The organism is Armatimonadota bacterium, assembly GCA_013359125.1.
In the GTDB taxonomy this organism is placed as follows: Bacteria; Armatimonadota; Fimbriimonadia; order Fimbriimonadales; family GBS-DC; genus JABWCR01.
Window position 1 is genome coordinate 1 of record JABWCR010000037.1, and the last position, 13880, is coordinate 13880.

The following is a 13880-nucleotide window of genomic DNA, read 5'->3' on the forward strand; positions in this document are numbered from 1 at the left end:
GACATAGACGGACCGAGCTGTTGCGCAGCCGTCCGGTTTTGGGAGAGAGACTAGGAGAATTCGAGGGTACTCGTTCCCCAGATGCTCGATTTGGCTAGGAGGCAGGTTCGCGAACTGAAAGCGATTTTGAAAATGGATCGCCAGGCTCCCGCCTGGCCCGCTTTGCGCAACTTTGTGGAAAGGATCGGTTCTCGCAAAGGGCGCAAAGAAGGGCCACCCGGAAGGTTGGCGATCCTAACGGCGTTCCGAAGGGCGTTCCCCAACGAACGGCCTTTTAAGAAAATGTAGCACAATTTTGAGTACGAATCAGCCCCCGGTATAATGCCTTGCATGGGCAACGGCTGGCACGCGCGCACGCTCGAAGCGTTAGAGTTCCATGCCGTCCGGCAAACCTGGATCGACCATGCCCAGACCCCGCTGGGACGAGAAGCCATCGCACAAAGAGAGCCGACCAGAGACCTAACCCTTGCCGAACTGCGACAAGAAGAGACCGCCCAAGCCCGCCGCCTCTACGACATCGATCCGCCGCCCGGCATCTCCAACGCCAAGGACGTTCGGAGCGAGGTCGCACGGGCCGCCATCGGCGGCGTCCTTAGCCCCGATGAACTTTACAAGACCTTCGACACCCTCAAAGCCTCTCGCCAACTAAAAGAGCGTCTCGGCGCCCGCCGAGACGACTTCTCTGCCCTTTGGCGATATGGCCAATCGCTCGCCGCCATTTCTGCGCTTGAGAAAAGCATCGAGACCGCCGTCTCTCCCTCTGGCGAAATCCTGGACAGCGCCAGCGACGACCTGGCCCGCATCCGTCGCGAACAAAAGCGCACAGCCGCCAAGCTGACCGAGCAGCTCTCCCAACTCCTCGGCAGCGCCAAATGGAGAGACCTGCTTCAAGAGCCGATCCACACCATCCGGTCGGGCCGACACTGCGTGCCCGTGCGCGCCGACCGTCGCGGCCAGGCCAAGGGCATTGTGCACGACTACAGCGCCAGCGGATCGACCCTCTTTATCGAGCCCGAGGAGATCGTGCCCCTTGGCAACCGCCTTCGAGAATTGGAAGGAGAAGAGAAAGAAGAGATCGAGGCGATCCTTTACTCCCTCTCGCGCGATGTCGAAGCGCATGCCGAGGCTGTCCGCGCTGGACTAGAGGCGCTCGCTCAACTGGATTTGCTCTTTGCGGCCGCCCAATACGCCATTGACCTTCGCGCTATCAGACCGACGCTCAACGATAAGGGCATCTGGCGCATTGCTCAGGCTCGGCATCCCCTGCTCGATTCGGCTTCCGTCGTGCCGGTCGACATCGAGGTCGGGCGTGCATTCCAAGCGCTCATTATCACAGGCCCAAATACCGGCGGCAAGACTGTCTGCCTCAAAACGATCGGCCTGCTGACTCTGATGGCGCTGTGCGGTCTGCCCGTGCCCGCTCAAGACGGCGCCCAGATAGCCGTGCCGGGCGGCATTTACGCCGACATTGGCGACGAGCAGAGCCTGCAGCAATCGCTCTCCACCTTCTCCGGCCATATCAAGCACATCGCGCATTATGTCGATGTCGCCGGAGCCAACGATCTGATCCTGCTGGACGAGGTCGGCGCAGGAACCGATCCGAGCGAAGGCGCCGCTCTGGCCAAGGCGATCCTAACTCGATTGGCACAGAAAGGCGCTCGGATCATCGCCACCTCGCACTATGGCGAACTGAAAGCCTTTGCATACCAGCGCGAGGGCTTCCAAAACGCTGCGATGGAGTTCGACATGGAAACGCTGAGGCCGACCTATCGCCTTCGATTGGGCGCTCCCGGAGCCAGCCATGCCCTACCCATTGCCAAACGGCTGGGACTGGACCCGAACGTGGTCGATGCGGCCATGAGCCTCCTGGGCGCTCAAGAGGCCGACCTGCAATCGATGATGCGGAAGCTAGAAGAAGCGCAATTGACAACCGAACGATCCCAAAAAGAACTGGCCGAAGAGCGTCGAGCCGTCAATGAACTTAGAGCCGAACTTGAACGGAAGATCGAGCAAGCCGAGGAGGCTCGTCTGAAAGCACGGGAGCACGCACAGGCAGAGATCGATGCGATCGTCAGCCAGATTCGCCAAGAAGCCGACCAGGCGCTCAAGACCCTGCGCGCCGCGCCCAAAGAATCAAAGGAGACATTTGAGGCCGAAACCAAAATCCGCAATCTGGACGCGCGGCTCCCTCAAAGGCCGAAGAAAAAGAGTGTAAAATCCGACCGCCCCGTAGAAAAAGGCGCCAAGGTTCGAGCGGACGGCTTCCCCGGCATAGGCACAGTGATAGAAATGACCAAGGCTGGAAAAGCCAAGGTTGCCTTTAACAAAATGACCACCGAACTGGACATTTCAGACCTTCAGGTCGTAGAGCCTGTAAAGGCGACCAAGGTTCAAGTCTCTGCCTCCAAGGTCTTGCGCGACCGTGCCTTCAATACAGCCAGAGAACTCGATCTGCACGGCGTTCGAGCAGATGAGGCCGAACCCCAAATCGATAAGTTTATCGACGACTGCCTGGCGGCTGGGATGTCCTACGCCCGCATCAACCATGGCAAAGGGGCCGGCATTCTTAAGAAGCTTGTCCGCGAACGCGCCAGCCATCTATCGTTCGTATCCAAGATCGAATCGGCCTCGTTCGACGACGGCGGCGACGGCGTATCGATAGTCCACTTTAAGAAACGCTAAAGGTAGAATTGCCGGGTATGCCCGCGGAACAGACCCATGACGCACTCCTCGATAAGCTTCGGACCTCTATCGAATCCAGCGACTGGTCGGACTTCGAGACGATCTCCAGTTCGCGAGCCGCAGACATTGCCGAAGCCGTTACGACGCTAGAAGACCCTCGATCCCAAGCCGAAGTCCTCAAGAATCTCCCTGTTGAAGCCTCTCAAGAGGTCGCCGCCTATCTCGACCCGGCCGTCTTTGAAGAAATCGCGCCGCATTTGCCGGATGAGCTTCTCGCCATGTTCCTGGACGCCATGGCTATGGACGATGCCGCACAGATCGTGGACGAGCTGCCCGACGCACGGGCCGAAGCGCTGCTCCAGTTAATCCCCGAAGAAGATGCCCGAGAAGTTCGCGATCTGTTGGAGTATCCAGAGAACAGCGTCGGGCGATTGATGACCGCCAAGTACGCCCGCGCATTTCGGACTTGGACCGCCTCCGAGGTCATCGAGCACTTGCGCCAGGTCGATCCCGAAGTCGAGACGGTCAACACGATCTTTGTAACGGACGAACTGAACCATCTGCTGGGGGTCTTCTCTTTGCGCGAGTTGATCCGCGCCGAGCCGCATCAAAAGGTCGAAGAGTTTATGGTAACGGACCTGGTCACAGCTCGGCCCGAGATGGATCAGGAAGAAGCCGCTCGCATCGTCTTCAAGTACGATTTGCTCGCCCTGCCCATTCTCAACGAGCGCGGACGACTGCTGGGCATTGTAACGGTGGACGACTTGGCCGATGTTTTGATCAGCGAAAGCACGGAAGACGTGCTGAAACTTGCTGCCGTTGACGCGCCGACGGAGCCCTACCTTCGACAATCGCCGTTCGACATTGCCCGCAAACGCGTTCGATGGCTGGTTCTGCTCTTCTTGGCCGAGAGGCTGACCGGTACCGTCATGCGGCACTACGAGCACGTGCTGGATCAAGTCGTCGCGCTGGCCTTCTTTGTGCCGCTGCTGTTAGGCACGGGCGGCAACGCCGGCGCACAGGCCGCCACCACCATTACGCGCGCGCTGGCTTTGGGCGAGGTTCGCCTGCGCCACATCTTTCGCGTCTTTTGGCGCGAAGGCGCGACGGGATTGATTACGGGGCTCTTCATCGGCACGATCGGCTTCATCAACGCCGTCGTCTGGAAGTCGTCAATGGACTTGGCGCTCACCGTCGCTTTGGCTCAGTTTCTCATCATCCTCTATGCGACGACTATCGGCTCCGTTCTTCCGCTCATCGCTACGCGCCTGAACATCGACCCTGCTCTCATGTCGGCGCCGTTCGTCACCACTCTCGTCGATGCGTCCGGACTTGTCATCTACTTTCTGTTAGCCCAACGAATGTTAGGAATCGCCGGGGGTTGACAGCGCGTCCAATTCTCAGGTATTCTGAGATTCCCCAATATGTAGGGGGAACCATGCAGGAATGGCCGCATTCCTGGTAGAATTGATCCACAGACTAGTAGTACGCGAGGCCAACAATGCGCTGTCCCTATTGCGGAGACATGGAAGATCACGTGGTCGATTCGCGACCGACGTACGACGGCAAGGCGATTCGTCGGCGTCGCGAATGCATCCGGTGCGAAAAGCGGTACACCACGTTCGAGCGCATCGAAGACAGGCCCCTGATGGTGATTAAGAAGGACAACCGACGAGAGGCATTTGACCGCGAGAAGATCCTAAAAGGCATGAGAACAGCGTGCAGAAAGCGTCCTGTGGGGATGCAAACGCTGGAAGACGCCGTGGACGACATCGAGAGAGAGATTTACAACCGCATGGACCCCGAGATCAGCGCGCAAGAGCTGGGCAGGCTCGTAATGGAGAAGTTGAGAAGCGTCGATTCCGTCGCCTTTGTCCGCTTTGCCTCTGTGTACAAGGAGTTCCGAGAACCTAGTCAGTTCGAAGAGGCCGTGGCGATGGTCGGCTCGCAAAGCTAACTCGCGCGGCACAATTTAGGAAGCATCAAAGGCAAGGAGGGCCTGCTTACCATGTCAGAATCCGTTCAAGGCTCAGCGCAATTATCGGGGAGCGAAACTCCCCGCCGCTTTGGCCACGTGCCCAAGGAGCGGCATCCCAACATCAATGCCGGGGCAGGCATTCGATTCGGACGTTATTTCACCCAGGCGGGATCCGATCCGTTCGACGCGATCGAATGGACCGAACGGAAAGCCGTCATCTCGTCCGAGTCGGGCGAGGTGGTGTTCGAGCAAGAAGGAGTAGAGGTTCCTTCGTTTTGGACCCAATTGGCGACTAACGTTGTCGTTTCGAAGTATTTTCGCGGCCATATCGGTACGCCCGATCGAGAGCACAGCGTCAAGCAGTTGATCAGCCGCGTTACAGGCACGATCTCTGCATGGGGCTCCGAAAGAGGCTACTTTGCCGACGAAGATTCGGCGCAAGCGTTCGAACAGGAACTGCGGTATCTGCTCGTCAACCAGTACGCCGCCTTTAACAGTCCTGTTTGGTTCAACGTCGGCATCGAACCGCGTCCGCAATGCTCGGCTTGCTTTATCGTTTCGGTCGATGACACGATGGACTCGATCCTTGACCTGGCCAAAACCGAAGGCATGATCTTTAAGTTCGGCTCTGGGTCTGGTTCCAACCTGTCCAACATTCGGTCGGGCAAGGAGCCGCTTTCGGGCGGCGGCCGAGCCAGCGGTCCGGTTTCCTTTATGCGCGGTTTCGACGCCTTTGCGGGCGTCATCAAGAGCGGCGGCAAAACCCGCCGCGCCGCCAAGATGGTCGTGCTGAACGCCGATCACCCGGACATCGAGGAGTTCGTAACATCCAAGTCGTCCGAGGAGCAAAAGGCCTGGGCGCTGATCGACGAGGGCTACGATCCGGGCTTCAACGTGCATGGAGGCGCTTACGACAGCGTCTTCTTTCAGAACGCCAACCACAGCGTGCGGGCAACCGACGCTTTCATGCAGGCCGTCGAGCAGGACGCGCAGTGGCACCTGCGCGCTCGAACCGATGGCGGCATCATGTCGTCCGTCGCGGCCAAAGCGCTATTCCACAAGATTGCCGAATCCGCATGGATCTGCGGCGACCCCGGCCTGCAGTTTCACGACACCACCAACAAGTGGCACACCTGCAAGAACACGGCGCCGATCAACGCGAGCAATCCCTGTTCCGAGTACGTCTTTCTGGACGACTCGGCCTGCAATCTAGCCAGTCTGAATCTGATGAAGTTTCGCCGTGCGGACGGCGAGTTCGACGCCGAGGCCTTCCGTTTTGCCGTTCGAACTCTGATCACGGCGCAAGAGATAGTGGTAGACAACTCCAGCTACCCGACCGAGCGCATCGCCGACAACAGCCACAACTTTAGGCCTCTGGGTCTGGGCTACGCCAACTTGGGTGCGCTGCTAATGGCGCGCGGATTGGCCTATGACAGCGAGGAGGCGCGCGCCTACGCCGCCGTCATCACTGCGATCATGCACGGCGAGGCCAATCGGCAGTCGGCGGTGATCGCCCGCGATTGTGCCGCCCCCTTCCCTGGCTTCGAAGTCAACCGAGAACCGATGCTAAACGTGATGAAGATGCATCAGGCAGCCATCGACGAGATTGATGCCGCTTCCGTGCCGAGCGAGCTGATAGCGTTCGCCCGCGAGACATGGCAAGACGCCATTGCGCTGGGCAACAAGCACGGATATCGCAACGCCCAGGTTACGGTCATCGCGCCCACGGGCACGATCGCCTTCTTTATGGATTGCGACACCACAGGCATCGAACCGGACATCGCCCTGGTCAAATACAAGACGCTGGTCGGCGGCGGCATGCTGAAAATCGTCAACAACACCGTGCCGCTTGCCCTACAGACCCTTGGGTATGGGCAAGAGCAAATCGAGGACGTCATAACCTACATCGATGAGCACGACACCATCGAGGGCGCGCCGCATTTGACTCAGGATCACTTGCCCGTTTTTGACTGCGCCTTTAAGCCGGCTAAGGGCCGCCGATCGATCCAACCGATGGGGCACGTTCGAATGATGGCTTCGGTCCAGCCGTTTCTGTCGGGCGCGATCTCTAAGACGGTCAATATGCCGAGCGACGCGACGCCTGAAGATATTGAAGACATCTACATGGAGGCCTGGAAGCTGGGATTGAAGGCCATTGCCATCTATCGGGACGGCAGCAAGCGCACCCAGCCCCTATCGACAAAACTCCCGAACGAAGCATCGGACGAAGCGCATCCCGTCCGCCGGCACTTGCCCAACGAGCGCAAGAGCATCACCCACAAGTTCAGCATCGCCGGTCATGAGGGCTACATCACGGTCGGCATGTACGAAGACGGCCGACCGGGCGAGATTTTCTGCACCATGGCCAAAGAAGGCTCGGTCATATCGGGTCTGATGGATGCGTTTGCAACTGCGATTTCGCTTGCGCTCCAATATGGCGTGCCCCTGGAGAAACTAATCGAGAAGTTCTCGTACACTCGCTTCCAGCCGAGCGGCTTCACCAACACGCCCGAAGTGCCGGTCGCAACCTCTGTCGTCGATTACATCTTCCGATGGCTGAAGGCTAAGTTCTTGGATTCTGGCGCGACCGAAGCGCCGGTGGCCGTCGCCGCTTCTCCCACAGCTTCTAGCGAATGGGGCGAGGTGATCACCCTTCAAAGCGATGCGCCGCCCTGCCCCGTATGCGGCATGATCATGGTGCGCAGCGGCGCTTGCCATCAATGCTTAAACTGCGGCACTTCTTATGGTTGCGGTTAGGTATACTCGGCAAAATCCATAGGAGGATGCAAGAGATGAAACGCGTAACTTTGTTTGCCTGCGTCGCCGCATGCTTTCTTGCAACGGTCGCCATCGCCGATGACGCTTCCGACATCAAGAAGCTCTATGCTCAGTTGTCCAGCGGCTTCAAATCCAAGAACGTCGATGCCGTATTGGCCACCGGAACTGCCGACTACAAGAGCAAGGGAATGGATGGAAAAGTGAAGAGCCGCGAGGAAGTCAAGCAAGAGCTTCAGATGATGTTCACGGTGCTCACTTCCGTCGACAAGGTCGCGATCACGCCGACCAAAATCACCGTGAACGGGAAGAACGCGACCGTCGCCACCACTTACGTGTTCGAAGGCAAGAGCAAGGACGAGAAAGACCCGAAGAAAATCCACACGCTGAAGATGACGGGCGAGGGCAAGGACACTTTGGTTAAGACTTCGGCCGGATGGCGCTTCTCCATGTCGCACGACACCAAGCAAGAAATATGGATGGACGGAAAGAAGATGGACATGTCGCCTCCTCCGCCCGCCGCCAACAAGCCAAAGACTCCCGCTAAGCCTAACAGCAAGAAGTAAGCGCCTCATTGAGGCAGGCGATGGCCGCCTGCCTCAATTGCACCCCATTCCAAACGTCGTCAAGACGATCGCCAGGTCGATGTCGTCCACCACGCCATCGCGATTGATATCTTCGGGACCATTGCTCGTCGCGCCAAACCGGGTTAGCACGCGAGACAGGTCCGTGTCGTCAACGCAGTAGTCCTCGTTCAAATCTGCGAACGGCTTCTGCTGATACCGAACGGTCATCATATCCTGGCCCCACACGGGGTGAGTCGTGTAGCCCGCCGCGAACACATTGTTGTTCAGATCGATCGTGGCGGCCAAGGGAGCGTCGTCATAATTGCCGCCCCCGTCCGTCGCCTGGCTTGAGATGATCGAACCGGACGAGTCGTAGAGCGCTATGGCAAAATCCAAATAGCCGTTGACCGCTGAAGCATAGCCAACCACAAAGACCGTATCCAGGTCTCCAAGGAGAGCCACGATCAAGCCGTCCACGCCGGATCCGCCCATTTGCCGATTCCAAAGCAATGTGCCGCTTGGCGAGTATTTCAACAAAACTCCGTCCAGGTTGAACGCGTTGACGGTCGTCGTGCCTGCTACGTAGACGTTGCCCGCAGAATCGGTAACGACGGACCAACCATAATCGGAATTGCTGGTAACGCCGTTCCACCGCCGAGACCATTCGATCGTGCCGTTTTGGCCCAAGGCCAGGGTTGCGATATCTTGCATTGCTAAACCGGCAAAGCTCGATCCGGTTGCTTTGACCCTCCCCGACAAATCGACTTCAAAATCGCCAGCATGATCGGCCCCGTTGTCCGGACCGTTGTAGCTAGTGGAATAGACCAAGGAACCGGCGCTTGTGTACTTGATCACCACGATGTCGCGCCCCGTGCCAGCGTTCACCGCGTCTCCAAGGATGTAAAGATTGCCGTTGCCGTCTCTCGCAATCTTCCAGCCAAAGTCGTTGCCGCTGCCCGACCCTGCAAACCGACGCTCCCAAGCCAGCGAACCTGTAGCCGAGTAGCGCAGCGTTACCGCGTCGGTATCGCCGTTCCAGTTGGGGCTGTAACCCGTAACGACCGCCCCGCCGTCCTCTTGCGCCAATACCGACATCGCATAGTTGCCGGCTAGTCCGACCCCATTGTAGGTCCTGCTCCAAATCAAGTCGCCATCTTGGCCGAACTTGAGCAGCAAGAAATTGTATTCGCCGGAATCGTGGTTGTACTCGTCGTCCGTATAGCCGGCGACATAGATGTCGCCCTGCGGCGTGAGAGAAATCGATGTGGTTTGGTCGTCCGAAATGGGGGTTAGCGAGAACTGCGAGGCAAAGACCTGCTCGCCCTCTCGATCGTATTTAACCAACAGAACATCCGCGTCGAACGTTTCGGGATTGCCGTCCGGATCGCAAGTGCCGGCAACGAACACTTCCCCATTGGGAGCGACCGCGATTCCATCTCCTCGATCCGGTCCATCACCCTTAATGTGTTTATTTGAGGTCCAGACCGGCCTAAACTGAGCAAATCCGACTGATACCAAAGCTGCGGCAAAGAAAACCAAAAAAAACGCCCGCATGATCCCGCCTCCTCTGCGTGAAAAATGGCACAACTCTTATGAAAGCGCCCACTTACAATTAGTCGCAAATCCTTCAGATTCCTGCTTCTTGCGGACAAATAAGCTCGCGAAGGATCGCGGCCGCCAAGTTCTTGTCAAGTTGGCCGTTTTGCTGGCCGCATTGGGACAAGTAGATGCACGATGGACAGCCGTCGTCGCACTTGCATGATTCTATATGACGCAATCCAGCGCTGAAAAGTTCTCCGCGCCGCTCGTAAGCCTCTTCCGACAGACCGATGCCGCCGGGCGCTCTATCGTATAAGAACACTGCGATAGGCGAGGCGCCTGGCACATAGACCTGCGTTGTGCCGCTTACATCGTTGATGTCGCAACCGGTAAATACGGGCGTTAGGGCCCTCAGTGCGTGTTCGATCGCGTGCATCCCGGGATACATAGGGTGCGGCGATTCGGGATCGGAGTCGATAATCGAATCCCACCGGATGCGAGACTTTGCCAGCCCGTTGGTCAACGCTTTGCTCATCCGGTTGCGCTCCGGGCGCCACCAGAGGGCCATCGTCTCGTAGCTTTCGACCGGCAAGATCAGTTCGACCGTGGCCAAAAGTTCGCCCGTGATCCACCGACGCCGCGCGAACCCGACGACTTGCTCGCTCGCGCACACTTTGCCGTACTTCAGTTCGCCCAGTCCCATCTCGCATTGCGCCACCATCTCTAAGGGTTCGATCGTCGCCTCTGTCAGAGCTTGAGTGTAGTATTCGGTACGCTCTTGACGCGCCCAGGCCTGACCCAACGATGGATCAAACTCGTGCACGAGATACCCAGATCCTCTATGAAGATAGACCGCTCCCGCATGGATCGTTCGAAAGGCTCGATCCCCTTCGACTTGCGCCAACTCGCGTCCGCTATCCATATCGACCAGTAGAAAGTTCTGCTTGTTGGCCGATCGAATGTTGATCTCTCTTGCCGGGGAGCGTCGAGAGCGCAAGCTCCAACCCTCCTTCTGAAGCGCCATCTCGCCCGAATCGATCATTGTCTTCAGCGGCGCTTGGTCCGGCTGGACCTGGAACAATGATAGATCCTCTTGCGTCAATGGCTTTTCGTGCGCCGCACAAGCCAAGTGCGAAGATAGAATGTAGGGGTTGGCAGCATTTAGTCGCGCCTTCTCGACCGGTCTGCCGACCAATGCCCGGGGTCGATCAGCCAGGAATGCATGGAGCGGGTCGTTATGCATCACAAAAATCGCCAAGGCCGGGGTCTTCCCGCGCCCTGCCCGACCAATTTGTTGCCAGAAACTGGCTACCGAACCCGGATAGCCGTTCAAGATGACCGCGTCCAAGCCGCCCACATCGATCCCAAGTTCCAAGGCGTTTGTGGCAATCACGCTGAGCAATCGACCCTCGAAGAGATCGCGCTCGATCTGCCGCCGCTCTTCTGACAGGTAGCCTGCTCGATACGATTCGATGCGGTCGATCAGCTCGGCGCCCTTCGCCGATTGGCCGAGGCTCTCCCTCACATATCTCAAGACCAACTCGGCAGCCATGCGAGACCGTGCAAACGCAATGGAGCGCAAACCCATGCTCGATAGCAGCTCGACGAGCCGCGCGACCTCGGTGTTGGGGCTGACTCTCTCGTTGTCGCCGATCGCGGGCGGTCGCCAAACCATCAGCCATCGGTCGGACGAGGGCGATCCGTCTTCATCGATGAGCTCGACGCCCTGACCAATAATCATGGATGCCAGCTCTCGCGGATTTCCGACCGTCGCCGAGCAACAGATAAATTGCGGGTTGGCTCCATAGGCATCGGCGATTCGTCTTAACCGCCGCATTACGTTGGCAACGTGCGAACCGAACACGCCCCTATAGGTGTGAATTTCGTCGATCACCACGTATCGAAGGCTCTTGAAGAACGCTCCCCAGTCGGAGTGGTACGGCAGGATCGACGAATGCAGCATGTCGGGGTTGGTCAGGACGATTCGAGCGTTCTGTCGGATCTCTGCACGATTGTAACTTGGCGTGTCTCCATCGTAGGTAGAGGCCCGCTGGTCGGTCAAGTTGCGAAGTTTGGCCAACTGATCCTGAGCCAATGCTTTAGTCGGAAACAGGTAAAGCGCTTTAGCGTCTGGCTCGCTGTTCAGCCTTTCGATCACCGGCAGATTGAAGCAAAGCGTCTTGCCGCTGGCCGCGCTTGTTACAACGACGAAGTGGCGACCAGCCATTGCCAAATCCCAAGCATGTCGCTGATGCGAATAGAGCTTCTGAACGCCGATCGTTTCCAATCGCTCGGCCAAACGGCTGGATACGGGTAGAGGCGCCTCGTCAAAAGCCGCTTGGCGACCTTGGAGCAACGTTACAGAATGCGCCCGCTCAGGGTATCGGCGCTTGATGAGTTCGACCGCTTCGGCAACCGAGATGGCGGGTTCCATTGCGCTCATTATACGCCATTTGTCTACTTCTGGAGCTGTTGGCGCTTCATCCTTTGGCGATGGATCCTGGAAACAAGCCCGATGCTGACAAAGTAGAGCAAGCCCATAGGCAAGGCGATCGCGACCATCGAGAAAGCATCGCCGCTCGGAGTGAGCAGCGCGCCCATGAAGGCGATGATCACCAATGCTTGCCGCCAATTGCGCCACATGAACTCTGGCGTGGCCAGCCCGATCTTGGCCAAGAACATCATCACGACTGGAAGCTGAAAGCCTAGGCCGAAGGCCAGCATGAACTTGACTACGAACATCGCCAGCATCGCCACGTCTTGATAGAGCTCGGCGCCTGCGAAATCGTCCAAAAACGTGAGAAACCACTTAAAGGCGGCCGGCAGGGTGAAGTAGCCCATACCGGCGCCGAAAAGGAAAAGGAACACGCTAAACGGCGCGACAAATCGCATCGCCCGCCGCTCCGACGGCGTCAAGCCGGGGGACAAGAAGCCCCAAAGCTGCATCGTAACAAACGGAATCGCGATGATCAATCCTATGATCAGCGATATCTTGAACTTAAGGAAAAAGGCTTCGGGCGCAGAACGAATCACGAGCTTAGAGCCTTCGGGCAGTTGCTTTAACAAAGGTTCGGCTAGAAACTTGTAAACGGTCGGCTCGATGATGAACCCCAGAGCGGCGGCCACGACAACGGCGAACAGCGAGTTGATGATTCGGCGTCGGAGTTCGTCCAAGTGCTCGACAAACGTGGCGCGACGGTCGTCGGGACTCGGCGAAAAGTTCATTGCCTCGTCGTCTAAGTGGGGCGCGGCTGGCATTTACTTATGATACATCAAACAGAGCGCCCAGAACATGGTTCTAGGCGCTCAAACCCTCATTTGGAGCGAATCAGCTCGACCGTTTCGGTGTAGACGGTTCGTACGATCGCGTCGACCGCGTTGCCTCCGCCGCCTGCTGCTCCGCCTCCAGCGCCTGGTCGTCGCCCCGGCGCGTTTCGTCCGCCTGGGCTTCCGCACCGAGGGCGGCTTCGTGGGCCGGCACGACCGGGACAGCGGTGCTCCCATCCCGGACCACGTCAGCGCCCGCCCCGAGGACCTCCCGTCCCTGTTGGAGGGCCTCCTCGCCCTGGTCTCCCGGACGCGCGACCGCGACCTGGAACCGGTCGTCGCGGCGGCCAGCGCCGCCTTCGCGTTCGTGTTCGTGCACCCCTTCGAGGACGGCAACGGCCGGGTCCACCGCTACCTCCTCCAGCACGTCCTGAGCGAGCGGGGCGTCGGCCCACCCGGCCTCCCCCTTCCCCTCTCGCCGGCGATCCTGGCGCGCCTGGCCGAGTACCATCGCGTCCTGGAGCGGTACTCGGCGGCGGTGCTCCCCCTCGTCGAGTGGAGGGCGACTCCCGATGGCAACGTGAGGGTGCTGAACGACACCGCCCGACTCTACCGGTACTTCGACGCCACGCCCCAGGCCGAGTTCGTATACGAGTGCCTGGAGCAGGTGGTGACCCGGGACCTCCCCGCGGAGATCGACGGGCTGGAGCGCCACGACCGCCTGAGGGCACACCTCCAGTCCCGGCTGGACATCCCCGGCCGGAAGCTCGACCTGCTCATCGCGTTCCTGCGCCAGAATCGAGGCCGCCTCTCCCGGCGGGCCCGGTCCGGCGAGTTCGCGCCCCTCACCGACGAGGAGGTGGCGGAGGTCGAGGCGGCATACGCCGACGCGTTCGAGGGGGGCTCACGCTTGGGCGGGTACCCGCGTTCACCCGGCCGAGGACGCAGGCGATCGCCTGCTGCGAGGTGAACCCCTGACGGAGCGCCGCCCTCTGGCGGGGGCATGGGCAATCACCCCCGGCGGCGGCTCCACCTCGCCCCGAGGCGCCGGACGACGCCGCGGGCGCGGTCGG

9 protein-coding genes are annotated in these 13880 nt (G+C 59.1%); 6 read left to right on the forward strand and 3 right to left on the reverse strand.

Annotation, left to right across the window (positions count from 1 at the left end; genetic code table 11):
• Positions 1-330 precede the first annotated feature (330 nt).
• The 5 genes from HUU60_12485 (at position 331) to HUU60_12505 (ending at position 8001) form a co-directional block, all read left to right on the forward strand.
• Positions 331-2682, forward strand: coding sequence for an endonuclease MutS2 (locus tag HUU60_12485; GenBank protein NUL83521.1), 2352 nt, complete (start codon positions 331-333; stop codon positions 2680-2682).
• Between the two features lie 17 nt (positions 2683-2699).
• Positions 2700-4067: a magnesium transporter gene (gene mgtE / locus HUU60_12490; GenBank protein NUL83522.1), complete on the forward strand. Its 1368-nt coding sequence runs from the start codon at positions 2700-2702 to the stop codon at positions 4065-4067.
• Positions 4068-4183: 116 nt separating this feature from the next.
• The gene (gene nrdR / locus HUU60_12495; GenBank protein ID NUL83523.1) at positions 4184-4639 is read left to right on the forward strand and encodes a transcriptional repressor NrdR; all 456 of its coding nucleotides are present in this window, start codon (positions 4184-4186) and stop codon (positions 4637-4639) included.
• 51 nt (positions 4640-4690) lie between these two features.
• The gene (locus HUU60_12500; GenBank protein NUL83524.1) at positions 4691-7417 is read left to right on the forward strand and encodes a vitamin B12-dependent ribonucleotide reductase; all 2727 of its coding nucleotides are present in this window, start codon (positions 4691-4693) and stop codon (positions 7415-7417) included.
• Between the two features lie 35 nt (positions 7418-7452).
• Complete coding sequence (locus HUU60_12505) at positions 7453-8001, forward strand: nuclear transport factor 2 family protein (GenBank protein ID NUL83525.1); 549 nt, start codon at positions 7453-7455, stop codon at positions 7999-8001.
• 33 nt (positions 8002-8034) lie between these two features.
• Here the strand turns inward: HUU60_12505 and HUU60_12510 are convergent, their stop codons facing one another.
• The 3 genes from HUU60_12510 to tatC form a co-directional block, all read right to left on the reverse strand.
• Positions 8035-9555, reverse strand: a complete 1521-nt coding sequence (locus HUU60_12510) for an SBBP repeat-containing protein (GenBank protein ID NUL83526.1) — start codon at positions 9553-9555, stop codon at positions 8035-8037.
• A 73-nt stretch (positions 9556-9628) separates the two neighbouring features.
• Positions 9629-11983 (reverse strand): DEAD/DEAH box helicase, encoded by a 2355-nt coding sequence (locus HUU60_12515; protein ID NUL83527.1) that lies wholly within the window; start codon positions 11981-11983, stop codon positions 9629-9631.
• 14 nt (positions 11984-11997) lie between these two features.
• Positions 11998-12798: a twin-arginine translocase subunit TatC gene (gene tatC / locus HUU60_12520; GenBank protein ID NUL83528.1), complete on the reverse strand. Its 801-nt coding sequence runs from the start codon at positions 12796-12798 to the stop codon at positions 11998-12000.
• Between the two features lie 34 nt (positions 12799-12832).
• Between tatC and HUU60_12525 the strand changes: the two genes are divergently transcribed.
• Complete coding sequence (locus tag HUU60_12525; protein ID NUL83529.1) at positions 12833-13777, forward strand: Fic family protein; 945 nt, start codon at positions 12833-12835, stop codon at positions 13775-13777.
• Positions 13778-13880 lie beyond the last annotated feature (103 nt).